Annotated in this window: 20 protein-coding genes; 14 read left to right on the top strand and 6 right to left on the bottom strand. The window is 61.2% G+C overall.

The features are described from left to right. The first annotated feature begins 259 nt into the window (after nucleotides 1-259). From DWQ09_06125 to DWQ09_06135, 3 genes are all read left to right on the top strand, one after another. Nucleotides 260-4,915: a glutamate synthase large subunit gene (locus DWQ09_06125; protein KAA3629801.1), complete on the top strand. Its 4,656-nt coding sequence runs from the start codon at nucleotides 260-262 to the stop codon at nucleotides 4,913-4,915. Nucleotides 4,916-4,920: 5 nt separating this feature from the next. Continuing rightward, nucleotides 4,921-6,360: a glutamate synthase subunit beta gene (locus DWQ09_06130; protein ID KAA3629871.1), complete on the top strand. Its 1,440-nt coding sequence runs from the start codon at nucleotides 4,921-4,923 to the stop codon at nucleotides 6,358-6,360. A 195-nt stretch (nucleotides 6,361-6,555) separates the two neighbouring features. After that, nucleotides 6,556-8,745, top strand: a complete 2,190-nt coding sequence (locus DWQ09_06135) for a hypothetical protein (GenBank protein KAA3629802.1) — start codon at nucleotides 6,556-6,558, stop codon at nucleotides 8,743-8,745. Here the strand turns inward: DWQ09_06135 and DWQ09_06140 are convergent. Continuing rightward, nucleotides 8,726-9,088, bottom strand: a complete 363-nt coding sequence (locus tag DWQ09_06140; GenBank protein ID KAA3629803.1) for a glutamyl-tRNA amidotransferase — start codon at nucleotides 9,086-9,088, stop codon at nucleotides 8,726-8,728. The genes DWQ09_06135 and DWQ09_06140 overlap by 20 nt on opposite strands. Before the next feature lie 171 nt (nucleotides 9,089-9,259). On the opposite strand from DWQ09_06140, the gene DWQ09_06145 reads away from it, so the two are divergent. The 5 genes from DWQ09_06145 to DWQ09_06165 all read left to right on the top strand — a co-directional run bounded on the left by DWQ09_06145 (nucleotide 9,260) and on the right by DWQ09_06165 (nucleotide 13,585). Continuing rightward, nucleotides 9,260-10,564: a hypothetical protein gene (locus DWQ09_06145; GenBank protein KAA3629804.1), complete on the top strand. Its 1,305-nt coding sequence runs from the start codon at nucleotides 9,260-9,262 to the stop codon at nucleotides 10,562-10,564. 13 nt (nucleotides 10,565-10,577) lie between these two features. Then, complete coding sequence (locus DWQ09_06150; protein KAA3629805.1) at nucleotides 10,578-10,793, top strand: hypothetical protein; 216 nt, start codon at nucleotides 10,578-10,580, stop codon at nucleotides 10,791-10,793. A gap of 38 nt (nucleotides 10,794-10,831) precedes the next feature. Next, nucleotides 10,832-11,488: a glutathione S-transferase family protein gene (locus DWQ09_06155; GenBank protein ID KAA3629806.1), complete on the top strand. Its 657-nt coding sequence runs from the start codon at nucleotides 10,832-10,834 to the stop codon at nucleotides 11,486-11,488. A 350-nt stretch (nucleotides 11,489-11,838) separates the two neighbouring features. Beyond that, nucleotides 11,839-13,182 carry a hypothetical protein gene (locus DWQ09_06160; protein ID KAA3629807.1) on the top strand — a complete coding sequence of 448 codons (1,344 nt, stop codon included), beginning with the start codon at nucleotides 11,839-11,841 and terminating at the stop codon, nucleotides 13,180-13,182. 82 nt (nucleotides 13,183-13,264) lie between these two features. Continuing rightward, nucleotides 13,265-13,585: a hypothetical protein gene (locus DWQ09_06165; protein ID KAA3629808.1), complete on the top strand. Its 321-nt coding sequence runs from the start codon at nucleotides 13,265-13,267 to the stop codon at nucleotides 13,583-13,585. A 3-nt stretch (nucleotides 13,586-13,588) separates the two neighbouring features. On the opposite strand, the gene rarD is transcribed toward DWQ09_06165, so the two are convergent. Then, on the bottom strand, nucleotides 13,589-14,515 hold the full coding sequence (gene rarD, locus DWQ09_06170; protein ID KAA3629872.1) for an EamA family transporter RarD: 927 nt from the start codon (nucleotides 14,513-14,515) through the stop codon (nucleotides 13,589-13,591). Between the two features lie 98 nt (nucleotides 14,516-14,613). Beyond that, nucleotides 14,614-15,630 carry an alpha/beta fold hydrolase gene (locus tag DWQ09_06175; protein KAA3629809.1) on the bottom strand — a complete coding sequence of 339 codons (1,017 nt, stop codon included), beginning with the start codon at nucleotides 15,628-15,630 and terminating at the stop codon, nucleotides 14,614-14,616. 35 nt (nucleotides 15,631-15,665) lie between these two features. On the opposite strand from DWQ09_06175, the gene DWQ09_06180 reads away from it, so the two are divergent. After that, complete coding sequence (locus tag DWQ09_06180) at nucleotides 15,666-17,381, top strand: DUF4080 domain-containing protein (GenBank protein KAA3629873.1); 1,716 nt, start codon at nucleotides 15,666-15,668, stop codon at nucleotides 17,379-17,381. A 94-nt stretch (nucleotides 17,382-17,475) separates the two neighbouring features. After that, nucleotides 17,476-18,114: a hypothetical protein gene (locus DWQ09_06185; protein KAA3629810.1), complete on the top strand. Its 639-nt coding sequence runs from the start codon at nucleotides 17,476-17,478 to the stop codon at nucleotides 18,112-18,114. A 295-nt stretch (nucleotides 18,115-18,409) separates the two neighbouring features. Here the strand turns inward: DWQ09_06185 and DWQ09_06190 are convergent, their stop codons facing one another. Continuing rightward, nucleotides 18,410-19,303, bottom strand: a complete 894-nt coding sequence (locus DWQ09_06190) for a bile acid:sodium symporter family protein (GenBank protein ID KAA3629811.1) — start codon at nucleotides 19,301-19,303, stop codon at nucleotides 18,410-18,412. Between the two features lie 198 nt (nucleotides 19,304-19,501). Between DWQ09_06190 and DWQ09_06195 the strand changes: the two genes are divergently transcribed. From DWQ09_06195 to DWQ09_06205, 3 genes are all read left to right on the top strand, one after another. Beyond that, entirely contained in the window at nucleotides 19,502-20,653 is a 1,152-nt protein-coding gene (locus tag DWQ09_06195; protein ID KAA3629812.1) for a helix-turn-helix transcriptional regulator, read from the top strand. Nucleotides 20,654-20,763: 110 nt separating this feature from the next. Further along, entirely contained in the window at nucleotides 20,764-22,692 is a 1,929-nt protein-coding gene (locus DWQ09_06200; protein KAA3629813.1) for a hypothetical protein, read from the top strand. Nucleotides 22,693-22,747: 55 nt separating this feature from the next. Beyond that, entirely contained in the window at nucleotides 22,748-23,341 is a 594-nt protein-coding gene (locus tag DWQ09_06205; GenBank protein ID KAA3629814.1) for a hypothetical protein, read from the top strand. A 105-nt stretch (nucleotides 23,342-23,446) separates the two neighbouring features. On the opposite strand, the gene DWQ09_06210 is transcribed toward DWQ09_06205, so the two are convergent. Continuing rightward, the gene (locus tag DWQ09_06210; GenBank protein KAA3629815.1) at nucleotides 23,447-24,106 is read right to left on the bottom strand and encodes a peptidase S16; all 660 of its coding nucleotides are present in this window, start codon (nucleotides 24,104-24,106) and stop codon (nucleotides 23,447-23,449) included. A gap of 158 nt (nucleotides 24,107-24,264) precedes the next feature. Continuing rightward, nucleotides 24,265-24,810: a cupin domain-containing protein gene (locus DWQ09_06215; GenBank protein ID KAA3629816.1), complete on the bottom strand. Its 546-nt coding sequence runs from the start codon at nucleotides 24,808-24,810 to the stop codon at nucleotides 24,265-24,267. A gap of 158 nt (nucleotides 24,811-24,968) precedes the next feature. On the opposite strand from DWQ09_06215, the gene DWQ09_06220 reads away from it, so the two are divergent. Then, a complete protein-coding gene (locus DWQ09_06220; GenBank protein ID KAA3629817.1) occupies nucleotides 24,969-26,300 on the top strand; it encodes an aspartate aminotransferase family protein in 1,332 nt (443 codons plus the stop codon). The last annotated feature ends 136 nt before the right edge of the window (nucleotides 26,301-26,436 follow it).

Below are 26,436 nucleotides of genomic sequence, written 5' to 3' on the forward strand. Positions count from 1 at the left end.
TGCCGTGAGCAGGCCGCCCAGTGAGGCGGAGATGGCTGAGGAGTTCAATGGCGTGGGCCCGATCAAAGGGACACGGCGTGGAAGGCTGGCATTGTTCCGAGGAGGATTGACAACAATCGGACACAGGCGCCGCTTTCGCCGACTATGTTTTCACACGGTTTTTAGACAGTTAGAGTTACGTCCGCGCATGGGAATTCGGACGCAGGATCCTGCGGCCCTGCTGCGAGCCGGTGCCGGTAGATTGGGAGTGGAACGCGTGATGAACGAAATTGGTGTGTCTCGACCTGCGGGGCTCTACGATCCGGCCAACGACCACGATGCCTGCGGCGTCGGCTTTGTCGCTGATATCAAGAATCGCAAAAGCCACGCCATCGTCAAACAGGGGCTCGAGATACTCACCAATCTGACGCATCGTGGTGCGGTGGGCGCGGACCCGCTGGCCGGTGATGGCGCCGGCCTCCTCGTTCAACTGCCCGATCGCTTCATCCGCGCGGAAGCCAGGCGCCTGGGCATCGATCTACCCGAAGTGGGTGAATACGCCGTCGGCATGGTGTTCATGCCCAAGGAGAAAAAGGCGCGCATCATCTGCGAAAAGGCGATCGAGGAGACGGTGGTTACGGAGGGGCAGAATTTCCTGGGCTGGCGTGATGTGCCGGTCGACAGCTCGTGCCTGGGTGAGAGTGTCAAGCCTATAGAGCCGGTAATCCGCCAGGTGTTTGTTGGCCGGGGCGACAATTGCGTTGACGCCGATGCCTTCGAGCGCAAACTGTTCGTCATCCGCAAGCAAGCGCATCACAAGGTGTGGGATCGCACCAGCGCCGATATCTCCAACAGCGCCTTTTATATGCCTTCGCTATCCGCGCGCACGATCACCTACAAGGCGATGGTGCTGGCAGACAACGTGGGCGTCTACTATCAGGATCTGCGGGACGAACGATTCGAGTCCGCGCTGGCGCTGGTGCATCAGCGGTTTTCCACCAATACCTTTCCCAGTTGGCCGCTTGCGCAGCCGTTCCGCTATCTGGCCCACAACGGCGAGATCAACACGCTGCGCGGCAACATCAACTGGATGCTCGCTCGCCGCTCGGGGATGAGTTCCGAGATCCTCGGTGAGGATCTGGAGAAGCTCTGGCCCCTGATCGGTGACGGCGCTTCCGATTCCGCCACCTTCGACAATGCGCTTGAACTGCTCCTGGCCGGTGGCTATTCCCTGGCGCACGCCATGATGCTGATGATTCCCGAGGCGTGGGCCGACAACCCGCTGATGGACGAGCAGCGTCGCGCCTTCTACGAGTATCACGCCGCGCTGATGGAGCCGTGGGACGGCCCGGCCGCCGTGGCTTTCACCGATGGCCGGCAGATTGGAGCCACCCTGGATCGCAACGGCCTGCGCCCGGCCCGCTATCTGGTTACCGAAGACGATCTGGTGGTGATGGCCTCGGAGATGGGGGTGCTGCCGATCCCCGAGGAGAAGATCATCAAGAAGTGGCGCCTGCAGCCGGGCAAGATGTTTCTCATCGATCTGGAGCAGGGGCGCATCATCGACGATGCGGAATTGAAGGCGGATCTGGCCGGCAAGTACCCCTATCAGGAGTGGCTCGACGAGACGCAGATCCTGCTTGAAGATCTGCCTCCGGAAGTGGCGGCCATGGCGCCCGATGCGCCCTCGCTGTTGCGCGCCCAGCAGGCCTTCGGTTATACGCAGGAGGATCTCAAGTTCTTCCTCAAGCCGATGGCCACCAGCGGCCAGGACCCCATCGGCGCGATGGGCCGCGACATTCCGCCGGCGGTCCTCTCCGATCGGCCGAAGATGCTCTACGATTACTTCAAGCAGAATTTCGCCCAGGTGACCAACCCGCCCATCGATCCGATCCGCGAAGAACTGGTGATGTCGCTGGTCTCGCTGATCGGGCCGCGGCCGAATCTGCTGGATCTGCAGACGGGCGGGAAACACAAGCGCCTCGAGGTGCACCAGCCGATCCTCTCCAACGTCGACCTCGAGAAGATCCGTCGTATCGAAAACCATGTCGATTCGGCATTTCGTACCTATACGCTGAATTACTGCTATCCGGTAGAGCAGGGCGCCAAAGGCATCAACTCCGCCATCCAAAGGCTTTGCGCTATTGCGACCGATGTGGTCAAGGATGGCCACAACATTCTGGTGCTTTCCGATCGCTGCGTTGACGCGGGCCATGTCGCGATCCCCGCGTTGCTGGCTACGAGTGCTGTACACCATCACCTGATCCGCGCGGGCCTGCGTACCGAGGTGGGGCTGGTGATCGAGACCGGTGAAGCGCGTCAGGTGCATGACTTCTGCCTGTTGGCCGGGTACGGCGCCGAGGCGATCAACCCCTATCTCGCCTTCGACTCGATTACCGCGATGTTGCCGGAGCTGCCCGAGGACCTGACGGTCGAAGAGGCGCACAAACGCTACATCAAGGCGGTTGCCAAGGGCATGCTGAAGGTGATGTCCAAGATGGGTATCTCCACCTATCAGTCGTATTGCGGCGCGCAGATCTTCGATGCCGTGGGGCTCAATCAGGAGTTCCTTGATCGTTATTTCACCGGCACCCCCAGCACCATCGGCGGCATCGGCCTGGATGAAATCGCTGAAGAGGCGGTGCGGCGTCACCAGATCGCCTACGGCAACAATCCTTTGTATCGCCGGGCGCTGGATGTGGGGGGTGAGTTGGCCTATCGCCTGCGCGGTGAGGAGCATGTCTGGACCCCGGAAACCATTTCGCTGATGCAACATGCAGTGCGCGAAGGCAATGAAGCGAAATTCAGTCAGTACACCGCGCTTGTCAACGACCAGAGCAAGAAACTGAAGAACCTGCGCGGGCTGTTCGAGTTCAAGTATGCCGAGCAACCGATTCCGCTGGATGAAGTGGAACCGGCCACCGAGATCGTCAAGCGCTTCGCGACGGGCGCCATGTCATTTGGTTCCATCTCCTGGGAGGCGCACACCACGCTGGCCATCGCGATGAACCGTCTCGGCGGCAAATCCAACACCGGCGAGGGCGGCGAAGAGCAGAGCCGCTTTGTGCCACTGGAGAACGGTGACACCATGCGCTCGGCGGTGAAGCAGGTGGCCTCGGGGCGTTTTGGTGTCACCACCGAGTATCTGGTCAACGCCGACGAGATTCAGATCAAGATGGCGCAGGGCGCCAAACCCGGCGAGGGCGGCCAGCTTCCCGGTCACAAGGTCGATCAGTGGATCGCCAAGGTGCGCCACTCGACACCGGGCGTCGGACTGATCTCGCCGCCGCCGCATCACGACATCTACTCCATCGAGGATCTGGCGCAGCTGATTCATGATCTGAAAAACGTGAATCCGCGCGCACGCATCAGCGTCAAGCTGGTGTCCGAAGTGGGTGTCGGCACCGTGGCGGCTGGCGTCTCCAAGGCGCATGCCGATCATGTGCTGATCTCGGGTAACGACGGCGGTACCGGCGCGAGCCCAATCACCTCGGTAATGCAGGCCGGGTCGCACTGGGAGATCGGTCTCAGCGAGACGCATCAGACCCTGGTGGCCAACGAGCTGCGCGGCCGCATCGCCGTGCAGACCGACGGCGGGATGCGCACGGGTCGTGATGTCGTGGTGGCCGCGTTGCTGGGTGCCGACGAGGTGGGTTTCGGTACGGCGGCGCTCATCGCCGAGGGTTGCATCATGATGCGCAAGTGCCATCTCAACACCTGTCCGGTGGGCGTGGCGACGCAGGATCCCGAGCTGCGCAAACTTTTCCCGGGACAGCCGGAGCATGTGGTGAACTTTTTCATGTTCATAGCCGCCGAGGTGCGCGAACTGATGGCCAAGCTGGGTTTTCGTTCCTGGCAGGAGATGATCGGCCAAAGCGATCGCCTCAACATGCTGAAAGCCATCAATCACTGGAAGGCCAAGGGACTCGATCTGTCCCGAGTGCTCTACAAGCCGGTCGCGCGCGAGGGCGTCAACATCTTCAATTGCGAGGTGCAGGACCACGGCCTCGACAAGGCGCTCGACAACTGGCTCATCGAGCAGGCAAGGCCCGCGTTGGAGAATCAGGAACCGGTGCGCATCGAGTCCGAGATTCGCAACTCCAACCGCACCGTGGGCGCCATGCTTTCCGGAGAGGTCGCCAAACGTTATGGCCACAAGGGGCTGAACGAGGACACCGTCTTCATCAAGTTGAAGGGAACCGCGGGCCAGAGTTTCGGCGTTTGGCTGGCGCGTGGCGTGACGTTGGATCTGGAAGGCGAAGGCAACGATTACGTGGGCAAGGGTTTGTCGGGTGGTCGCATCGTGATCCGGCCGCCGGCGGAAAGCAAGATTGTGCCCGATGCCAACATCATCGTCGGTAATACCGTTCTTTACGGCGCGATCAGTGGTGAGTGCTATTTCCGCGGTGTTGCCGGCGAGCGTTTTGCTGTGCGCAACTCCGGCGCTGTGGCGGTTGTTGAAGGCGTCGGTGATCATGGTTGCGAGTACATGACCGGCGGCTGCGTGGTGGTGCTCGGCGAGACAGGCCGCAACTTCGCAGCCGGCATGAGCGGCGGAGTGGCCTACGTGCTGGATGAAAGCGGTGATTTCGAGCCGCGCTGCAATCTGGCGATGGTCGATCTCGAGCCTATCGCCGATGAGGATGCGGCGCTGGAGGCGACCGAGCATCAGGGTGGCGATCTCGAAACTCACGGTCTTGTGGAACTGATGCGCGATATGACGCGCTATGATGCGCAGCGCCTGCGCTCCATCATCGAACGGCACGTTCACTACACCGACAGCTCACGCGGTAAGGCGATCCTGGAGCGGTGGGATCACTACCTGCCGAAGTTTGTGAAGGTAATGCCGGTTGATTACCGTCGCGCCCTGGAACAGATGCAAGCCCAGAGCAAGCCGACGGAGCGCAACGGCGTCAACCTGACGATTGGGGGTTGATCGATATGGGCAAGCCAACAGGGTTCCTGGAGATCAAACGCCGCGACCGCGCCTACGCGCCAGTCAGCGAGCGCAAGAAGGGTTACACCGAGTTTGTCATCCCGCTGCGCGAGGACGAAGTGAGTCAGCAGGGTGCGCGCTGCATGGATTGCGGCATTCCGTTCTGCCACCAGGGCTGCCCGGTCGACAACATCATCCCGGATTTCAACGACCTCGTTTACCACCATCAGTGGCGCGATGCGCTGGATGTACTCCACTCCACCAACAACTTTCCGGAGTTTACCGGGCGCGTCTGCCCGGCTCCCTGCGAAGAGGCCTGCACGCTGAATCTGCAGGATTCGCCCGTCACCATCAAGACCATCGAGTATTCGATCATCGAGAAGGGTTGGGAGATGGGTTGGGTGCGACCTCAGATCCCGATACGGCGCACAGGCAAGAAGGTGGCGGTCATCGGCTCGGGTCCGGCGGGTTTGGCGTGCGCCCAGCAGCTGGCGCGCGCCGGTCATCGGGTCATCGTCTACGAAAAGAACGCGAAGGTGGGTGGGCTGCTGCGCTACGGGATACCGGATTTCAAACTCGAAAAAGGCGTGATCGATCGCCGCCTTGCGCAGATGCAAGCGGAGGGGGTGCGCTTTCGGGTCAACAGTCACGTCGGCGTCAATGTGCCCGTCGACAAGCTGATGGTGGAGTTCGACGCCCTGGTACTTGCCGGCGGCTCCGAGCAGCCACGTGCTCTCCCCGTTCCAGGCAGCGACCTCGATGGTGTGCATTTCGCCATGGATTTCCTGGTGCAGCAAAACCGGCGTGTGGGCGGTGAAGTGATTAACGGCGGACCACAATTCACGGCTGCGGGTAAGGATGTGGTCGTCATCGGCGGTGGCGACACCGGTGCCGATTGCGTAGGCACATCCAACCGCCAGGGCGCCGCTTCGGTCACACAGATCGAACTGATGCCCAAGCCACCGGAGCGGGCCGACAAATCGGTCACCTGGCCCAATTGGCCCATGCGTCTGCGTACCTCCACCTCGCATGAGGAGGGGTGCGAACGCGATTGGGCGGTCGCCACCAAAGGCTTCAAAGGCGAGAACGGCAAGGTCACGGCGCTGCTCGGCGTGCGCGTTGAATGGGTGCAGGAGCAAGGTCAGTGGCAGATGAAAGAGATTGCCGGCAGTGAGTTCGAGATCAAGGCCGATCTGGTGCTGCTGGCGATGGGATTCGTCAATCCGGTGCATGAAGGCATGCTGGATGCACTCGGGGTGGGATACGATCCGCGCGGCAACGTCGCAGCCGATACTCAGAGCTATCGCACCAGTGTGGACAAGGTGTTCACGGCTGGCGATATGCGTCGTGGACAATCGCTGATTGTCTGGGCGATACGTGAAGGGCGGCAGGCGGCGCGTGCGGTCGACGAATACCTCATGGGTCGGAGCGAATTACCGAGCTGATTGGGTCTGTACTCGCTCCGTGCACGGTGTCGCGGTTTGAACGGTGCGATGTGGTGATAATGGCCATGCCATATCGTCTTTTTAATAGGTGCCGGGTCATACGTACCGGCTACAGATCATGAGTAACCGAGTCGTCAGAGATTGCACGGTGAGCGACGCCTGCAGTGCATAAGGTATGTCTTCCAGTAGGCGCAGATGTCGGGTTTGAGAACGCGGATGTGTAGAGGGTATTGCCCTGTCGCTGTACTTCTGGTTTTTTCGATCCTGCCAGCGGTTAGCAAAGCGGACACGACGGTCTGGCAGGATGTGCAGACGGATACCGTGCTGTCGCGTGTCAGCGGTCCGCCGCTTTACTACCGTGCGCTGAGTGCGGATACCGCACTGTTGCAAGCGCAACTCGACGCCGCACCCAGAGAGTTCGCCTCCAGTCACGGCGCCGAGTTGAGCCTGCCGTTCCCGGACGGCACGTTTCAACGCTTCGAAATTGTGGAATCGCCGATCATGGAACCGGGCCTGGCGGCGCGCTATCCCGAAATTCGCACCTATCGCGCGATCGGCCTCGACGACCCTACCGCCAGCGGGCGACTCGATATCACGCCCCAGGGTTTTCATGCCATGGTCATCGGCGCCTCTGAAACGCTGTATATCGATCCTGATGGAGATGCTGGTCACTACCGCAGTTACTTCAAGCACGACTACGGCCGTGCACTTGGCCGTGGGACCGATGGTCGTTCGATGTGTTTGGTCGAAGGTTCCGAAGAGGGTGATTTGGCCAGTTCTGAAGGGCGCGGCGTTGCGTTACCTCGGACCGGTGATCAGTTGCGCACCTATCGCCTGGCTGTGGCTGCAACCGGCGAGTACACCGCTTTTCATGGCGGAAGCGTATCTTCAGCGCTTGCCGCGATTGTTACGGCCATTAATCGCGTCAATCAGATCTATGGCAGGGATACGGCACTCGGATTCATTCTGGTCTCCAACAACGACTCCATCATCTATACCAATGCGGCGTCGGATCCTTATGACAACAGCAATGCGAGTGTGATAGTCGCCCAGAATCAGGCCAATCTGGACGCCGTCATTGGCTCATCGAATTACGATATCGGCCATGTATTCAGCACCGGTAGCGGTGGCCTGGCGGGGCTTGGGGTTGCGTGTAACAATTCGATGAAGGCGGCAGGTACGACCGGCTTGCCCAGCCCTACTGGAGATCCCTTCCATATCGACTATGTGGCGCACGAAATTGGCCACCAGATGGGTGCCAATCACACCTTTAACGGCACCACCTCAAACTGTGTTGCGCCCAATCGCAACGCTGCGACGGCTTACGAGCCAGGTAGCGGCTCCACCGTGATGGCTTATGCAGGTATCTGTGGTTTAGAAAACCTGCAGTCCAGCAGTGATGCGACTTTTCATGCCGCGAGTATTGCTGAAATCAACACCTATGTGGTGGGGGCTGGCGCGTGTTTCTCCAACTCGGCAACCGGTAACAGTGCACCGACGGTTAACGCTGGCGGCAATTTCACGATACCCCGGCAGACGCCGTTTGTTCTCACAGCCAATCCGGCCACCATGGATCCCGATGGACACGCGCTGTCGTATCAATGGGATGAGATGGATGTCGGTACTGCTACGACCAGTGGAACGGGTGGAACTATTGGAACTGACCTGGGTAGCAATGCGTTGTTCCGGTCATATCTGCCCAAAGACGTTTCTCATCGACATTTCCCGCGCCTGGCCGACCAGCTGACCAACATCCCCAATATCGGTGAGACGCTCCCCTCCACAGCACGCACTCTGAATTTTCGTTTGACAGCGCGCGATGGCAGGTATGGGGTCGACGAAGATGATATGCAGGTTGTCGTTCACAGTGGAGCTGGTCCATTCACTGTGGTTTTTCCGAATGGAGGAGAGAATCTGGCGGCTCCATTCGGTACGGTGAATGTAACGTGGAACGTTGCCAGTACCAACCTGGCACCGGTGAGCTGTGCGAATGTGGATATTGAGCTTTTGACCTTTAATGCCAGCCATACAAGTTACTGCTCGACACTCCTGGCGGACGACACTGCCAATGACGGAATAGAGAACGGGCTTTTGGTAACGACCGCAAATAACGCAAATGCCAGAATCAGAATCAGTTGTAGCACGAATATTTTCTACGACATCTCGAACTCGGACATCACGATATCGGGTGCTGCCTCGTCGGAGCCAACAAACTGTGTCACTACCGATGGGTCGAACCGCGAACACGGAACGGTGTCTGTCGATGCCGGTACGAATCTCAGCAGTGGCGGAGGTGGTGGCGGAGGTGCGTTTGGGCCCTGGTCGCTGGCGTTACTCGGTCTGTTGTTGGGATTGCACCGCCGCTTCAGAACCCGCAGCGTTTGACCACGATACGGTTGTAGTGCTCGGCGTACCGGTGTACCGCTTGAAGTAGATGCAGATGGCGTTCTCCCCGGACAACGTCGGTGGATCCAGGTAGAATCTTTTCGCCGCAGGATTGGCGAATTCTGGACCCATCCTCGACTGCCAGCCCCGGGACGCTCTGTCCCCGGCCGGCGGGCACGAAGACCCGAAAGTCGCCGGCCAGAATTGCTTTCTCCGCATCAGCTTTCGCGTCAGCGCTCTCCACCCAGACCAGTGCTTGCAGGGCTTGTGCTGTGGCTTGATCGGCGTGCATCTCATTGGCGGATGGCACACAGGCGTGTACCGTCAGTGCCAAGGCAATCATCACCACTATTCGTCCCATCGAATAGTGATTCCTTAAGAAACGCGCGTGTTCCATGGTTGAAGGATGATAGATTGCGCTCCTGTCGCGCGCAATCGCAAGGCGAAATCGAGACAAGGGGAGTGCCACCGCTTTTGGATATGAAACCCGGCAACGGCAGGAATAGTTGGACCGATGGGGAGTAACCAGCAGCTGAAAGACGCAAGCGCCGGCTGGCTGTTGCTGGCGCTTCTTGTGCTTTCGCTCGTGAACGGCTTCAGCAGATCGTTTCCCGCCGAATGGGCGGGGCTGGCGGGGTGGGGCGCGGGAATGCTGCTGGCCAGACGACTGAATGGCGCGTTGCGCGTTCAGGTGGTTGCCATGCTCACCGTGGGGATCGCAGGACTGGTCTGGGGAACGACGCTTGGCGTCGGCTCGCGCCTCGGTGCGGCTGTCAGCGCCAACCAGATCCTGTTGGCAATGCTGGTTGGCGTGGGTTTCCTGCGCTTGATAGCGCTCCCTGTCGCCGAGCGGCACGAGTCGTTGCCCGAGGGTAAACGCGCTATGTGGCGCACGCTGTTGGGTATCCACTTTTTCGGTGCGTTCATCAATCTCTCGGCGCTCATGATTGTCGGTGAGAGGCAGTCGGCGCGCGCGCCACTGACGCGACTACAGGCCGTGGTATTGTCACGCGGATTTAGCACCGCGGCCAATTGGTCTCCGTTCTTTGCGGCGATGGGTGTGGCGCTGACCAGCGCCCCTGGATCGCAGTTGCAGACCCTGTCGATGGTCGGGTTACCCGTTGCGCTGGTGGCATTGGCCGTTACGGGCTTCGGACTTGGACGCGATCCTGAGGTGAACGCGTTTCGCGGGTATCCAATGCACTTCGCTGCGCTCGCTCTACCCGCACTGCTCACGGTCTGCGTGCTCGTATTGCACGAGATCTGGTCGGAGGTGCGCATCCTGACCTGGATCTCTCTGCTCTCACCCCTGATCGCCTGCGTCGGCTTGCTGTACCGCGACGGCGCGCGTGCGCTGCCAGTGCTGTCGCGGCATGTACGGCGGGGATTGCCGCAGATGGCCGGTGAGCTGTTGCTGTTCCTGGCCGCCGGTGTTCTCGCCGCCGGAATTGCAAGTACCGCGGAGGGCCTCGGGTTGGGCGCGTTGATCAGCGACTTTGGTCCGCTGGACGCCACGGGACTGCTCGCTGTCATGATCCTTCTGGCGATCGCCGGTGTGCATCCGGTCATCAGCATTTCGGTGGCGGGCGGAATCCTCATGCCCGTTGTCGCGGATCCAAACCTGTTGGGACTGCTCTTTCTGATGGCGTGGTCGCTGGGGCTGTGCGCTTCGCCGCTTTCGGGCATGCACCTGGCAATGCAGGGCAGATTCGGCATTCCAGGCGCTAATTTCGTAGCATGGAACATTCGTTATGTGGCTTTGATGTGGGTAGTCGATGGGTTGGTGTTGCACGGCTACACTTGGTTGACGGGCAACTGACAGGGGCGACGGTATGGTTGAGTGTGGCAATTGTGAGCAATGCACCCACTGGCGCTACGAGTTCAATCCCAACCTGCAATCTTCTGATGAACAGGACGGGTTCGGGCTTTGCGAAAGCGTCGAACTGCAGAAAGACAATCCGCTGCGGGCAATCGCCCGCCTCGATGACGAACTGGCCCATTTTCAGACGCGGCGCGAATACGGGTGCGTTATGTTTCGTGCGCGGTAGGGCCGCGTGGCGATGAGGGAAGGTTGAGTGAGGACTGCATGAACAAGTTGACACTGGTAATCGGCAACAAAAATTATTCCTCCTGGTCGCTGCGGGCATGGCTCGCCGCCCGCAAATCCGGCCTGCCGTTCGATGAGGTCAATCTCTCGCTGCTGCAACCGGCGTTCGATAACCACATCGGTGACTATACGCAGGCGGGGCGCGTGCCGGTCCTGATGGTGGATGGGGTATCGGTGTGGGACTCCCTGGCGATTTGCGAATACCTCAACGAGTGCGCCGACCATCGGTTGTGGCCGGCAGAGCGAATGGCGCGTGCCCATGCGCGCTCAGCGTGCGCCGAGATGCATTCAGGATTCGATACGTTGCGCTCGGCCCTGCCCATGAACTGCAGGGCTCAAGGACGGAAAGTGGATGTGGGGAAAGCATTGAAACGCGATATCGACAGGATCATGTCGGTCTGGGGTGAAGCGCGCGAGCGCTTTGGCCGCGGCGGTGGGTGGCTCTACGGTGCATTTTCCATTGCCGATGCCTTCTACGCACCCGTGGTCTTGCGCTTCAAAACCTACGACGTGCCGGTCGATGCGGTGGCGCACCGTTACATGGATCACCTGTTGGCCGATGCGGATATCCAGAAGTGGGCAGCAGACGCCGATCAGGAGTCGGAGATCCTTGAGGAGGAGGAAGCGGGTATATAGGGGAAGCGATGCGGTCGTCGATGGCGGAAGCCTTGTGCGTCCAACGGAACACTGGAAATCCACGGTCTGAACGCCGTCGGATCTCCACGCACGCCGATGCTGTGAACGAGATCACCCGGGTCGAACGGGTATCAACGCTACAATGGCCACCGTAGTCCCTGTAGCTCGATAGAGGTTCCTCAGCGCTCCTTGCGGTTGACACCTGAACTCTGTGCCTTGCTCCCAACGGGCTGCGCAGCGTTGGCCGATGTCCGCGCAGCTTGGGAAAGAATGGCAAGCCCGGTCACGATACGTTGCAGTTCGAACGTTGCCCCCGCGGCGGCGTAGACGAAGAAATCCCAGATTGTTCGATGGTAAAACGGAAACGAGACACCGCTCCCTCCGGCACCTACCGCGCGGCGTTGGACCGTGCGCGTGCCCGGTATCGCGGTAATCCGCCGCGCCCCAGCGGATCGTGGCTGCGCCGGTGTCCGGTGTGTGGATCGATACGCAGCGCAATGGGTGAATGGGTACGCCGGTTGCGCGAGATGAGCGGCAACACAAAGTACGCGATGGCCGGGTGGCGCCGCGGCGCCACGCAGTGGCTGGCATCGACGGCTGAGCGCATCGCGACGCGGCAATCGCCCGCTGTCTGGACTTTACCGCGCAGGCTGGCGCAATCGGTGGCCCGTTTCCCAAAGCTGCTGCGCGCCCTTCAGGAATCGTGGTTGGAACGGCGCCGGACGGGCAGACAGGATGCCGACTACCGGTTTCGCGCGCGTCGTTATGCGGGCTCACGGGATCGCCGCTACCGGGTGCACGTGCCGCCCAACTACAACGGCCGAACTCCCCTGCCCGTGGTGATGGTGTTGCATGGTTGCCGGCAGACCCATGCCGATATCCAGCGCATCTCGGCCTTCGACAAGGTAGCCGATCGGGAAGGGTTCCTGGTCGTGTATCCCTTCGTCACCACCTATTCCGGATTGCGCAACCGCAATTGCTGGGGCTGGTGGCTGCGCAGCGAGATACACGCGGGCGCCGGCGAGGTCGAAGATCTGTGGCAGATACTGCGCGAGGTGCAGGCCACCTACCAGGTCGACAGGCACCGTGTTCACGTTGCGGGACTCTCCTCCGGAGCGGGTATGGCGGTCGCGCTGATGGTGGCGCGTGCGACCAAGATCGCGTCGGGTGCCGCCGTTGCCGGAGTCCCTTACGGCGAAACAGCGCGTGCGGTGGCGTTCGTTCACCACATTGCCGGGCATTACCGTCCCATCCGCGAACTGGTACGGGAGATGGATGCGGAGATGGGCGCCAAGAAACGCCCGGTGCCGCTGTTCGTTGTCCACTCCGAAGACGATGCAACGGTCGCAATCCAGGCGGCACGCAATCTCCGCGACAGTTGGGCGCTCTGTTTTGGCATCGATCTGCACAAGCGGGCCAGTTCGCGGCGGGGTGCTTCAGGAGCTACGCGGTGGGAGCATGTGAAATACCGCGGCGACCAGCGCCGCACCTTCATCGAAACGCTGTTCCTGGCGGGAGTCGGGCATGGCTGGTACGGAGGACGTCCCGGACGGTTCAGTTATCCTGAGGCGCCGCCTGTATCGGAGTGGCTATGGCGCTTCTTTCAGGGCCACCCCCTGAACAGTCCGCTCCAGGAGACAGTCGGGATCGAACCTCCGTCCGCTGCGCTCCCCGAGCCGCAAGCGCTCGACTAGCCACCGTTGTTTGCCACTGCGCCATTGGTGCGGTTCGGCTACGATTAGCGAAAAGTGGCGATAACCTGCAAGGGAGAACTCCATGATCATCACAACTACGGGTGGCATCGACGGCAAACGGATCCGCGAGTACAAGGGTGTCGTGGCGGGCGACGCTGTCGTTGGCGCCAATATATTTCGCGATATGTTCGCCGGAATACGTGACATCGTTGGCGGGCGCTCCGGTTCGTACGAGAAGGTATTGCGCAAAGCGCGCGAAGAGGTGTTCGAAGAGCTTACCGAACAGGCCGAGGAGATGGGCGCCAACGCCATCGTCGGCGTCGACGTCGATTACGAGGTGCTCGGCAAGGAGAACGGTATGCTGATGGTGAGCATTACCGGCACGGCCGTGGCGGTGGAGTAGCGGTCAACTGGCGGGCGGCGTCTTGGTGCGCAAGCTTGTGGCACCACTGCGGTAGGTGTCCAGCGCGTAGATCAGCAGGGCAATCCAGATACAGGTGAAGGTCACCGCGTGCGCGCTGGTGAACGGTTCGCCAAAGGCGAGCACCGCCAATAGAAAGTGCCCCGTGGGTACGGTGTATTGCAGTTGACCCAGTGTCGAGAGGGTAAGGCGCCGCGCGGCGGCCGCGAACAGTATCAACGGTGACGCGGTCAATACGCCCGCTATCGCCAGCAGCACATCCAGTTGCCAGCGCACGCCGCCAAAGGCGCCGCCGGCATCACTCAACCCGAGATAGATCAGGTAACCCGCCGCCAGGGGTGCGAGCAGCGCCGTTTCGACGAATAGCCCCGTCAACGCGTCCACCGGCAGGCGTTTGCGTATCAACCCGTAGAACGCGAAGGTGAGCGCCAGGCTGAGTGCCACCCACGGTATCTGTCCGTACTGCCAGATCAGATTGGAAACGCCAACAGTGCCGATGGCGATGGCTATCCATTGCGCGCGGCGCAGACGCTCGCGCAACACCAGCACTCCCAATGCGACATTCAGCAGCGGATTGATGTAGTAGCCGAGGCTCGATTCGAGCACGTGATCGTTGGCGATGGCCCAGATAAAGATCAGCCAGTTGGTCGACACCAGCAGCGCCGAAAGCGTCAGCCATAGGATCAGGCGGCCCTTGCGCAGTACCGTCAGCAGCCCGTCACCTTTGCGCCACAGCAACAGCAGCAACGCCACGAACAACGCCGACCAGAAGACACGATGCGCAAGCACCTCCCATGGCGGTACCTCGGCGACGGCCTTGAAATAGATGGGGAGTGCGGCCCAGGTGAGAAAGGCCAGGGTTGCGTAAATCGCTCCCCAGCGCGCTTCGGTCGAGGCGGGTGCCTCAGGCACCAGCACTGGTGTGGTGGCGGGGGTATCCTCCAAGGGTTTTTGCCTCACCTTTCGCGCGAGACTCGCTACCGATGGTTTTCATTTTGGTGTGGGTGCGATCAGGGTTCGCGTCTCAGCCACTCTGCCGCCAGTTCGGCGCAGTGCTCCGGTTGCCAGAAGGGTAGCATGTGGGTGCCGCCGGCAATCGGAATCAGTTCAAAGGGATGGGTCAGCGTGCTGACCAGCCGCTCCAGGTAGCCGAAGGAGACCAGTTCATCCTGGTCACCGGAGATAATCGCGGCGCGAAACGGCAGTTCTTCATGCGCCACGCGAGTGCGGCGATTGAAGACGCTGGAGAAGGTCATCAGCGGATAACTGTTGACCAGCAGCGGATCCTTGTCGATCAGCTTGTGGAACCTGCGCTGCGGGATCAGATCCTGCAGACGAAACAGGCGTTGCAGCGTCAGATGCATGTGCGGCGCGAAGAAGCTCAGATAGCGCAGCCAGTGCCAGCCCCAAAGATGCAGCAGGTCCGGTGCATGCTCGCTGACAAACAGTGTATGGCAGAGTAGCGCCTTGACCCGTTCGTCGTTTTCGGCGGCTGCCAGCGCCAGGGGGGCGCCGATAGAGTATCCATAGAGCATCACGGGGCCACCAAACCGTGGTGCGAAGTGGTCGATGACGGCTCTCACATCCTCCTGTACCGCCTCCACCGTGTACTCGCCGCGGGGGCCGCCCGAATGACCGTGCCCGCGCAGGTCGATGCCCACGACGTTGAAGCCATGCTGCGAAAGGCGGTAGAGCATCTTTGCGTAGAGGGCGGAATAGGTGGATATGCCCGGCAGAAAAACCAGCAGCGGTGCCGCGGGGGCGGATGCAAAGACCTCGCAGTGGATCGGGAGATCGCCGACCTGCTCGGTGGTGCGAAGCCGCAGATAGGGGACGGCGCCCAGGGACTTGAGCAGCCGCGACGGGCGTTCGGAGGCGTCGGTTGTCCCATCGGGGAGGATGTCGTTCGCGAGGATTTCCATGAGCAGTGGGAGTGTACCTGCCCAGGATCGTCCGCGCACCCTGTCTGCAGGGTCGATTGCATCGCCGATGCGCATCGGGGCACGGATGAGATGAGCGGGGTACAATGGGCAAGGTACCGCCGCCACCCCTTCCGCTGCGAATGAACTCGAGCATCGAACAGAGCCCCCTTCAGCGCATTGCCCTGGTCACCCTGCACGCGGGGTATCACCACAGTTCATTGGCATTGCGTTCGATTGCGGCGTTCTGCCGCGACGAGCCCTATTTCGACGGGCTCTCGATTCATGAAGGGCTGGTCAAATCGAGCAACGAAGCGCTGTTCGCCGAACTGGTGGAGGCGCAACCCCGGCTGGTGGGATTCTCGACCTATCTGTGGAACATCCAGCCCGTGCTGCGACTGGCAAGGAATCTCAAGCAGCTGGTGCCCGACGTGCAGATCGTGCTCGGCGGCCCGGAGGCAGGGCCGCGTGGCGAGGAGCTGTTGGCGAACGAGGCAAGCATCGACTTTGTCATCGATGGCGAGGGCGAGCCGGGGTTTCGCGATCTGGCGCGCTGGTGCCTCTACGGGGACGGTGCTCGCGAGAGAGTATCCGGGCTGGTGTGGCGCGACGACTGCGCCGGGATTCACCGTAACGCGCTCCAGATGCTGGATCCGTCGCAGTGGGTGTCGCCTTATAGCTGCGGGTTGGGCGCGCTGGACAAGCATCTGGTTTACTGGGAGACCTCGCGCGGATGTCCTTACCGTTGCACCTTCTGCACCAGCAGCACCGATCGCCTGCGCACGGCATCGCTGGCGCAGGTGGATGCGGATCTCGCGGTTTTCGCTCGACTCGAAAACAAGACCATCAAACTGCTCGACCGAAGTTTTCATCTCGGTGCCGAGCACACCCTGCAGTTGCTGGAACGTTTCCTGGCCACCCCCGATACCCTGCGTTTTCACCTCGAGCTCAATCCCGACCGCGTCTCCGATCAGGCGCTTGCCCTGTTTGCCCAGGCACCGTCCGGCAAATTTCAGTTCGAGATTGGCTTGCAGACGCTGTCCGGCCCCGTCCTGGAGCGCATCGAGCGGGTGATGGATGTGCCGCGCGGACTGGCGCGCATTCGCCAATTGGTGGCGCTGCACAAACACCCCGTGCATCTGGATCTCATCGTCGGTTTGCCCGACGAGGACGCGGAATCCTGCCGTCAATCACTGGATGCCGTGTTTCTCCTCTGCGCGGACCACCTGCAACTGGGTATTCTCAAACTGCTGCCAGGCACACCATTGCGCGCACAGGCTGAACGATTCGGCTACCGCTGGGATGCCGAGCCTCCCTACGAAATACTCTGCCATGCGCACCTTTCCCATGCCGAACTGATGCGCTTCAAACACTACGCGGAATTGCTGGAGCGGCTCTGGAACAGTGGATTGGCCCGCAACACCCTGGCCTGGATGGTCGGCCGCCACTTCGATGAGCAGGTCAGCAAGCTCTTCGATCATCTGCTGACCGGTGCTGCGCAGCCGCTGGCGACGGATCGCGTGCAGCCCGATCACGCCTTTGGGTTGTTGGCCGCCGCGCTGGCCGACCTGCTGGCAGCCGATCCCGTCGCTGCGCAGCTCCTTTTGTGGGATTACGCCCATCACAGTCTGGTGACGGGTAGAACGCCGGACTGGATCGCACAGCGCCTGCGCGCTGCCGAGCAGCTGTTCCGCACCTTCGGCAATCGACGCATGCCGGTGCTGGAGCTTGGCCCCGAGGCGGTACAGGTGATCAATCGACGTCGGCAGCAGCCCCTGGCGGCGGGCCGTTATGCGGTCTGGGCGCAGCGTGATCGCAAGGGGCGCCCTGCAGAAGTGCTGGCGGTCGATGCCGCGTGAGCAACCAGGTCACAATCCGAGAGTGACCCAGATCCCTGTATTCAAGGGCCGCCCGGGCTAAGCTAAGGGCGTGCTCGTGTCCACCGGATCGTAAATTGCCGTGCTCAATGCCCGTTCACTGATTCTTGGCGTCTGCCTCATCCTGCCTTCGTTCGCGGCGTTCGGGCAGAACGGCAATGGCTCGCACACGACCTACGACATTGGCATTTTCAGCGGCTTTCGTTCGGGCGGTAATTTTGAGGATGCCGTCACCGGCGAGACGCTCGATCTGGACGAAGGCACCAGCGGCGGTGTGGTGGTGCGCATAGCCCAGAGCAGCCGCACCTTCGTCGAAATTCTCTACACGGAACAATCGACACGCACCCAGGCCGGCGGACTCTTGACGGGCGATCCGCTGTTCGACATGAACGTACGCTATCTGCATATCGGCGGTATCTATGAATTGAACGACGCGCTCAACCGTCCCTATGTGATGGGATCGGTGGGGCTTACCCGTTTTGAACCGCAAGGCGCATTGCTGGAATCCGAAACCCGGTTTTCCCTCGGGCTCGGTGCCGGTTACCTGTTTCCTGTGACGCGCAGCTCCAATCTGCGCCTCGAGGCGCGAGCCATCGGTACCGCGTTCAACAGCTCAGGCGAATTGTTCTGCACCAATGGCCGTTGCCGAATCACGCTCGACAGCGATGCGCTCTGGCAGGCGGAAGTGTCACTCACGTTTGCCGTAGCGTTCTGAACGATAGCCGGCGAATTGCGGCCAGCCAGCCTGGGCCCCGCCATTCAGTTGTAACCTAGGGAACCTCTGATCAAGTCGTGTTCAGCGATTCTGCGGCCCAGAAGCGACGATTTCGGCGTTGGAAAGCTTGGTAATAACTGCCTATTACCCGCGCTTTCCGCCTTGAACTCGTCGTTTCTGGACAACACTCTCATCTAAACAGACTTAATCAGAGGTTCCCTGGATCAACAACCCCCACGTACATTGCTCGAGCAGATCCGGGCCATTGCCGGTTGCAGGCGAGAACCGGTGCGGCTCATCCTGAAAGGGAATCGCGTGCCGCCTCAGGAGCCGCGCTGCGCAGGCGTTTGCCGACGACAATCATCGTTGCGACCAGGTACATGATCAGCGAATAGACGGCTGCGGGAATCGCCAGCGCAGGAGAGCCGAGGATACCGGCAGCGATAGCGATAGCGGTTCCGCCGCTCTGGATGCAGATCTCGAGGATGAGGGTGATGCGCTGCTCATCCGCTAACCTGAACAGGGTCGCAGTGAGATAGGCGCACGCCACACCGAGCAGGCACAGTGCCAGCGTCGCGGGGCCGGCAGCGAGCATCATGCCCGGAAGGGTGTTGCGCTCACGCCAAACGAGCGCAGCGATAAGAGCGATCAGCAGCACCACGCCGATGCGGGTGACATACGGGCGGATGCGCTGTGCCCAGCCGGACTGAAAGTGGCGCAGCGCCATTCCGGCGGCGGTCGGCAACAGCACCACCACCGCTATGCGTTCCGAGATGTCGGCGAAGCGGAGCGATAGCGAGCGTTCTTCGCCCGCGAATATCAGGGATGCCAGACCGACGTAGAGGGGGATGGTCAGCACCGGTAGCGTTTTACTGACTGCGGTCAACGTGATGGACAAGGCCACATCACCCCGGGCCAGGTAGGTAAACAGATTCGATGTCGAGCCGGAAGGGCACGCGGCCAGTAACACCAGGCCGATGCCAAGGTGCGGCGGGAGATCCAATGCCCACGCGAGTACAAATGCCAGTAGTGGAAAAAGTACGAACATGTTGAGCAGGCCCAATACGGCTGCTTTGGGTGCCGATTTGAGACTGACGAAGTTGCCCAGCGTAAGACTCATGCCGATGCCGAACATCAGGATTGCGATGACGAACGGCAGCAGCACCTTGATCGGAAGTCCGGCTTCCATGAGGTTTCTCCTTCGCGGGCCAATCCTCTGACATTTCCCCGGTTCCGGTCGTTGTCGGGAGCGCGGGGTGGGGAGTCCGCCGCAAAAAATTGACAATCTCCGGCTCAGAGGCTTCTATAAAAGCATAAAAAGCATAATACCCGCAGGTTAAATGCCAATTCCCGTGTGGTTGCCTCCCGGAGTGGCGAAGAGCAGGAAATGGATAGTAACGGTCCGATCATTGCTCAGATCTACAGCGCAGCGCTGGATGCATCGGCCTGGCCGGTTGCGCTGACATCGATGCAGGAGCAGTTCGGGGGCATCGCCTCCGGCTTGTACACGTTCGAGACTACCCAACGGCGCACGCCGAATGTGTCGCTGCTGCACTTGCGTGGTGTCGACGAAAACTATCTCTCCTCGTATATCGAACGCTTCCTGCAACGGAATCCCTGGGCGAAAATTCCCGAGCTGCAGGCGCCCAGAACCATCCGCACCGACCGTTCGCTCGATGAGTACCACGGCACCCCCGGCTATTACCGCCGTACCGCTCTATACAACGAGTGGATGAAGCCGCAGGATTTTATCCACACTCTCGGAACCACTCTGCTTCACCAAGGCCAGCAGCGCACAAAGTTCTTTGTTTACCGACCGCGAGCCGGCAGAGCTTTCACCCGCCGGGAAATCACACGTTTCGGACAACTTTCCGGCCATATGGCGCATGCTGTAAACATGGCGCGCCGCTTGGCCATACAGGAGCATAGGCTGCATGCGGCGCTGCATGTCATCGACCGCCTCAAATTTGGCGTGATATTTCTCGACGGACAGGCGCGGATTACGCTGGCGAATCGGTTTGCACAGACACTTCTCGATCAGCGCGACGGCATCTACCTGCGCGATGGAATGGTAACGGCTGCCCACCGCGACGACCGCCGCAGGCTCGATGGGATGGTGCATCTGGCCCTGAATCTCCATGGCGGGCAGGCTGACGCGGTGCCGCGTCGGGTCAGTCTGCGGCGTCCCGACATGAAACGTCCCCTGTATCTGATGGCGCTCCCCTTGCCGTGCGATGTGGAAACCCCGTTTCTTGGCGGTCGTGATGCCGCTGTCTTGTTGATCAACGATCCTGAATCGGAACCCATGGTGCCGGCCGAGTGGCTGCGGCGGCGTTACGGTCTGACCTCCGCGGAGGCGCGGCTCGCCCGTCACCTCGTCAGGGGCGATACGCTGCGCGGCAGCGCGGAGGCAATGGGTGTCACCTACGAAACCGCGCGTGGCTATCTCAAGCTGGCACTGCAGAAGACCGGTTCGGCCAGACAACTGGAACTGGTCCGCAAGATCCTGTCGGAACAGGTATTTCTTCACGGTATGTGATGGCCAGCCATGGCGGAGGCCATAGCTGGGGGCGTCTCCCGCTGCCCTCTCAGTTCGTCTGACAGGCGATGGAAACCCCCAATTGGGGGGTGCGTCCGACACTCCAGATCATGACACTGAATTCCTGGGCCGCACTCTATCTCCAGGGAGTTGTCATGAACCGTAGACTGATCTCCACCTCGCTTCTCACGGTGATCCTCGGTGTTGCGACGAGCATGCCGGTCGCCGCCAGGATCACCATCCCCGATTGTGTCGCGATCATAAACTGGGCCGCCAAAGGGGGAGCGGTGGATAACGTCAATACCCAGATGGCAAAACACCAATTCCGTTCCGGCAAGGGTCTGCTCTCGGGACTCAAGGACGAGAACTGGGTGCCGGTGTTCGGTGCGCCGTTCCCCGAAGCGACTCCGGATGAACTGGTCAAACTGGCCGAGAAAGCCGAGTCGTGCCGGCTTGCCAACCGGGGGCTGTTTCGCCAGCTCGGGCCGCGTGATCCGCGCCGCGTGACGCTCGGCAACGCCGACAGCTACATCATGTTCGTTTTCCGCAACATCTCGCGACAGAAAGTCCACGTGCTCGAGGATATGGCACGCCAGAAGGCGAACTACAAAACCTATGGCGAAGCAGCTGCTCTGCGCGCTGCCCAGCTTGAGGCGATGCGCAGGATGCAGCCCACGCAGGAGAATATCGCCAAGATCGAAGCGATGACCAAAGAGCCGCTGCTTGCCGGGCTCGGTGCCGAATACCAGTCGCACCTCAAGGCGCTGCAGGAGCATGCGTTTCAACTCACGGACCTGTTACTGAGCACCGCGAGCGCCGAGTTCTACAAGTTTCCGCAGACGCTCGCGGGAATGCGCGACATGATCGCCTTCCGGGTCAAGACCGCCACCGAACTGGGCAAGCTCAAAAGCCGCAACTGGAAGGGTTTTAACAACGCCTACGCCACCAAGCTGAACGAGTTGGCGCAGGCGGCGCTGCCGGAGTTCGTCGCCGAGCTGAAGGCAGTCCCCGTGAGTGCGGAGGGCAAGGAGCAGGTTCGCACGGCGGTTGCCGGCTTGTTCACCCACCAGCCCACACCCCGAAACATTCCCGATTACCATGCCGCTGTCGCGCAGCGGCTCAATGAAATCGATGCACAACTGCAAGTCATCGCCTGCAACCAGGCGCTGGAGAAACACGGAATCGCCAAGGAGGCTGGAACCCCGTTGCTTGGACCGGACGGGGAATCGAGCCTCGGTGCTTTCGTCTGCAGCCTCCCCGACAGTGGCCATGAGTTTTCGAGCTACGAGGCGCCTGGACTGTTTGGCAGCACGCATACCTTGACCATGCTGACCCCGAAGGGCACCACCGTCACCGTCGAGATGAAGTCGGTGGAGGCGGTGGCCGGCAAACCGAAGATGCTGGTCGGCACCCGCATCAAGGACGCAACGACGTCCAAAGAGTTGAGCATGGCCGCTTGGCAGGAGTTGGCGGGCAGCCTCACCGGCGCCGGCAGCGGGCCGTCCAGAAAAAAGCTGATGGCGCTGGTCCAGAGGGTCTTCGATGCGGAACCGGCGGGATGCGTGCGCGCCATCGATGTGCAGAGCGTGACAGCTTTCCCCGTCACGGTGGAAGCCGATCGGCTTTCCACGGCGACGATTCACCAATTCGAAACCCTGGCAAAACTTGGCCTGTTCGAGGTTTCGGTCAAGAAGCGGCCACCACCGCCGGGCGGAACGGGGCTGAATGCGCACACCTATACCCTGACCGGGATGGCCCAGCCCTATTTCAAGGGACGGAACGGGCTCTGTTTTGCCGCAACCAAGATTGAGGACGTAGTGAACGTCTCGGAGCCGTTTCAGCGCGGCGGTCGTAACTACGTGACAGCGGTTGCGAAGTACGCGGCGATACTGCCCGATTTTGCGCTGGACCCCCAGTTCGCCGCGGGGGTGCGGCAGGGTGAGATGCAACGGCTCATCAACGCCGCAAAGTCAGGTCAGCCGCTGCAGGCGAAGGTTGCCTTCGTCGAAACCGATGCCGGCTGGCAGCTTGCCAGGTAGCGGATCACCTGAAAATCCGTGATGGGAGTGAAACGTGAACGTGGGGGATGCACCGATGAAGAAAATTGCAGAGGGTAGTGCACTGTTGCGGAAGTTTGCGTTGTACGAGGTCTCCGGCACTGTCATCAAAGAGGTGACACGCAGCGAAACGGAGACCACGGGCAGCGTCAGCACCCCGGATCTCGCGCACAAGCTGGCACCCAACATGTCACTGCCGGTCAAGGGTAAAATCAAATCGAAGACCACCCGGTATCAGGTCATCCACCTCAAGGACGGCGACGGCAATCGCAGCGTGGTCGAGTTGGTGAATTTCCTTGTGCCCTGCACCGAGGGCGACGAAGTGAGCGTCTGGGGCGTCAAGGAGGGCGCCTGGTTTGCGGCGCGCAACCAGAGCACGCGGCGCTCTTACCGGAAGCTTTTCGGGGCGGTGTCCGCGCTCTATCCGTTCGCCGCACATCTGGGGCTGGCGGCGCTGCTGGCGGTACCGCTCTGGAACAATATGGCGGCATCCAAACCCGGTGATACGGGCTTCGCTATTTTTGCCGCCCTGATCACCTTCGTTATCGCCGGATTCCTCATTCTGATACCCATGGCTATCGTCGCGTTCGTCCGCGGAATACTGGTGATGCGCAGGGTTCCCGAAACATGAGCCGATGCATCGGTGGCGGGCGCCTGCAATCGCGTCCCATAACGCTGGGCTGCCAGGGTACCGCGAGCTGTCAAGTCCGGTGTCCCTGAACCAGTCGTCGTCGCTTCAGTGCAGCCTGCCCGGCCGCTTTTCGCGGCGATGAGCCGGTTCCAGCATCCCCATCAGCAGACGTGCCCGCGCGGCGATATCCGGTGCCTCCAGCAACACCTGTTTGTCTCCGTCTTCCAGCGGTAGTTGCGTAGCGAGGAAATTGACCATGCCGCCATCGCCCATCCGCTCCAGTGCGTTCCAGGCGATCTCCATGCGGTGTGTGTCGCAAAAGATACGCAGGCGGCTCAGCAGCAGGCGCCGTTCGGTCAGCTTGGCTTGTTCGATGGCGTAGTCGCCCTGGTAGTGCGACCAGTCGGCCACCACCTTGCGGTAGCCGCGGGTGGTGGGGATCTCTTCGCCGACGTCGAACCGACACACCCCGCTCAGCGCTATCAGCAGACGCCCGTCCGCCGTTTCGCAGTACGAACTGATGCGTCCCGCGCAGCCCGTGCCCATCACCTCGGGTTTGCGGCTGTGGAGGCTGGCGGGTTTGGGTTGCACCATGCCGATCAGCCGATGCTCTCCCAGCACATCAAAAACCATGTTGAGGTAGCGCGGTTCGAAGATATTGAAGGGGAGTTGCGTACCGGGCAGGAGCACCGCCCCTGGCAGAGGGAAGATCGGAAGCGTGTTTGGCAGTGCGTCAAAAGGATTGGTAAAGTGGCTGCGTGTCATAGTGTCCTTCTCTCGAGTTGCACCGGGTGGGTATCCCGCCTTTCCAGGTGGTCACCGGCCTGCGCTATGCGCTCCCTCCCGACTTCTCTTGGACCGCTCCCGATGGGGTAGTTCCTTCGAAACTGTCTTGAAATCCTCGGCGAATGGCGGGATAGGTTCTAGAAACTCGGTGGCGTGCAGGCGCTGACCAGGACACAAGGTTCCCGCCCGACGTTGTGAAAGCGGTGGGGGGTGCTGCTGCTGAAGCGGTAGGCATCGCCCGCGCGCAGCACCCGCACCTGCTCACCTACCGTCACTTCCAAGCGCCCGCTGATCACCACGCCGGACTCTTCGCCGTCGTGAGTGAGGAGCGACTGCCCGGTGTCGGCACCCGGCGCATAGGTCTCGTACAGCATCTGCAGTTTGCTCTGGCCGAGATCGCCCCCCACCTGGCGATAGGAGATGGGCCCGCTACCGATCTCCACCAGCTCTTCTGCACCGTAGAAGACCTGTTCGGCACGGTGCACGTCCATGCCGAAGAAGTCGCCCAGCGAGATGGGGATGGCGTCGAGGACCTTTTTCAACAGCCCCAGCGAGGGGTCGGTGCGCCGGTTCTCGATCAGTGAAATGGTGGCATTGCTCACGCCGGAGAGACGCGCCAGGGTGCGCTGCGAGAGACCGCGGAGCTCGCGCAGGCGGCGCAAACGAAGTCCGATATCGTCCAAAGTCCAGTTCTCCTGTTTAAGCGTTGAACATACTTAACAAAATAGAAGTTTATTATCGTAAATACAATGAGTTAACTCATTGCGTTCAAATATTGTTAAAAATTCGATGCCAAGCTAGGCTGTTCACACACCCCACACCTGTCCCAGGAATCGGCGTCATGACCGCTATACAGCCGCCCCCGCTCGACCTCGAACCCTACTGGATGCCCTTCACCGGTAATCGCGCCTTCAAGCAGCACCCCCGGCTGATGGTCGGCGCGCAGGGGATGTATTACCGGACCGTCGACGGCAGTCAGGTGCTGGACGGCATCGCCGGCCTGTGGTGCTGCAATGCCGGGCACTGCCACCCGCGTATCGTCGAGGCGATCCGTGCCCAGGCGGGCGAAATGGACTACGCCACGGCGTTTCAAATGGGCCACCCCAAGGTCTTCGAACTGGCCGAGCGGCTCGCCGACCTGGCGCCAACGGGGCTGGATCACGTCTTCTTCACCAACTCCGGTTCCGAAGCGGTGGACACCGCGTTGAAAATCGCGCTGGCCTATCACCACGCGCGCGGCGAGGCGTCGCGTACCCGGCTGATCGGGCGCGAGAAGGGTTATCACGGGGTCGGGTTCGGCGGCATCTCGGTGGGCGGCCTGGGAAACAACCGCAAGGCGTTTGGACCGTTGCTCCCGGGGGTGGATCATCTGCCGCACACGCACGATCTGCAGCACAATGCGTACTCGCGCGGCCAGCCGGCGTGGGGCGCGCATCTTGCCGATGAACTGGAACGCCTGGTGGCACTGCACGATGCCTCCACCATCGCCGCAGTGATCGTCGAGCCCATGGCGGGATCGGCCGGCGTGCTGCTGCCGCCGCAGGGCTACCTGGAGCGGCTGCGCGCCATCTGCGATCGTCACGGCATTCTGCTGATCTTCGACGAGGTGATCACCGGCTTCGGGCGCCTGGGTACCAGTTTTGCCGCCCAGCGTTTCGGCGTGACGCCCGATCTCATCACCTGTGCCAAGGGCCTGACCAGCGGCGCGGTACCCATGGGCGCGGTGCTGGTCCAGGGCGATATCTATCAGACCTTCATGCAGGGTCCGCCCCAGGCCATCGAGCTCTTCCACGGCTATACCTACTCCGGCCACCCGCTGGCCGCCGCTGCGGGGCTGGCGGCGCAGGCGGTCTACCGCGAGGAGGGTCTGTTCGAACGCGCCCGCGAACTGGAACCTGTGTGGGAGGAGGCGCTGCACTCGCTGCGCGGACTGCCGCACGTGATCGATATCCGCAACCTCGGGCTGGTCGGCGCGGTGGAACTGGAGCCCAAGCCCGGCGAACCCACCGCACGCGCCATGGCCGTGTTTCGCGAATGCTTCGAGCGCGGCGTGCTGATCCGCACCACCGGCGACATCATCGCCCTGTCGCCACCGCTGATCGTCGAAGAGGCGCAGATCGCGCAGATCATCGATACACTTGGCGGCGCCCTGCGCAGCGCGGCAATTCCCTGAGTCTCCTGCGCAACCCGAACATTGTTTACGAATTGAACCGGGCACATGGTTTACACCTTAGTCACTGATGTGATGCCATTGTTTTGGCATCAGTATTTGTTTGGTTCGTTGGTTGAGGATGCCCAGTCGATGAAAG

Source organism: Pseudomonadota bacterium (genome assembly GCA_008501635.1).
Classification (GTDB): Bacteria; Pseudomonadota; Gammaproteobacteria; order QQUJ01; family QQUJ01; genus QQUJ01.

Excerpts from the sequence above, each read along its gene's own strand:
- DWQ09_06125 (KAA3629801.1), top strand. The coding sequence starts at position 260 with ATGAACGAAATTGGTGTGTCTCGACCTGCGGGGCTCTACGATCCGGCC.
- DWQ09_06130 (KAA3629871.1), top strand. The coding sequence starts at position 4,921 with ATGGGCAAGCCAACAGGGTTCCTGGAGATCAAACGCCGCGACCGCGCC.
- DWQ09_06135 (KAA3629802.1), top strand. The coding sequence starts at position 6,556 with ATGTCGGGTTTGAGAACGCGGATGTGTAGAGGGTATTGCCCTGTCGCT.
- DWQ09_06140 (KAA3629803.1), bottom strand. The coding sequence starts at position 9,088 with ATGATTGCCTTGGCACTGACGGTACACGCCTGTGTGCCATCCGCCAAT.
- DWQ09_06145 (KAA3629804.1), top strand. The coding sequence starts at position 9,260 with ATGGGGAGTAACCAGCAGCTGAAAGACGCAAGCGCCGGCTGGCTGTTG.
- DWQ09_06150 (KAA3629805.1), top strand. The coding sequence starts at position 10,578 with ATGGTTGAGTGTGGCAATTGTGAGCAATGCACCCACTGGCGCTACGAG.
- DWQ09_06155 (KAA3629806.1), top strand. The coding sequence starts at position 10,832 with ATGAACAAGTTGACACTGGTAATCGGCAACAAAAATTATTCCTCCTGG.
- DWQ09_06160 (KAA3629807.1), top strand. The coding sequence starts at position 11,839 with ATGGTAAAACGGAAACGAGACACCGCTCCCTCCGGCACCTACCGCGCG.
- DWQ09_06165 (KAA3629808.1), top strand. The coding sequence starts at position 13,265 with ATGATCATCACAACTACGGGTGGCATCGACGGCAAACGGATCCGCGAG.
- DWQ09_06180 (KAA3629873.1), top strand. The coding sequence starts at position 15,666 with ATGAACTCGAGCATCGAACAGAGCCCCCTTCAGCGCATTGCCCTGGTC.
- DWQ09_06190 (KAA3629811.1), bottom strand. The coding sequence starts at position 19,303 with ATGGAAGCCGGACTTCCGATCAAGGTGCTGCTGCCGTTCGTCATCGCA.
- DWQ09_06195 (KAA3629812.1), top strand. The coding sequence starts at position 19,502 with ATGGATAGTAACGGTCCGATCATTGCTCAGATCTACAGCGCAGCGCTG.
- DWQ09_06200 (KAA3629813.1), top strand. The coding sequence starts at position 20,764 with ATGACACTGAATTCCTGGGCCGCACTCTATCTCCAGGGAGTTGTCATG.
- DWQ09_06205 (KAA3629814.1), top strand. The coding sequence starts at position 22,748 with ATGAAGAAAATTGCAGAGGGTAGTGCACTGTTGCGGAAGTTTGCGTTG.
- DWQ09_06210 (KAA3629815.1), bottom strand. The coding sequence starts at position 24,106 with ATGACACGCAGCCACTTTACCAATCCTTTTGACGCACTGCCAAACACG.
- DWQ09_06220 (KAA3629817.1), top strand. The coding sequence starts at position 24,969 with ATGACCGCTATACAGCCGCCCCCGCTCGACCTCGAACCCTACTGGATG.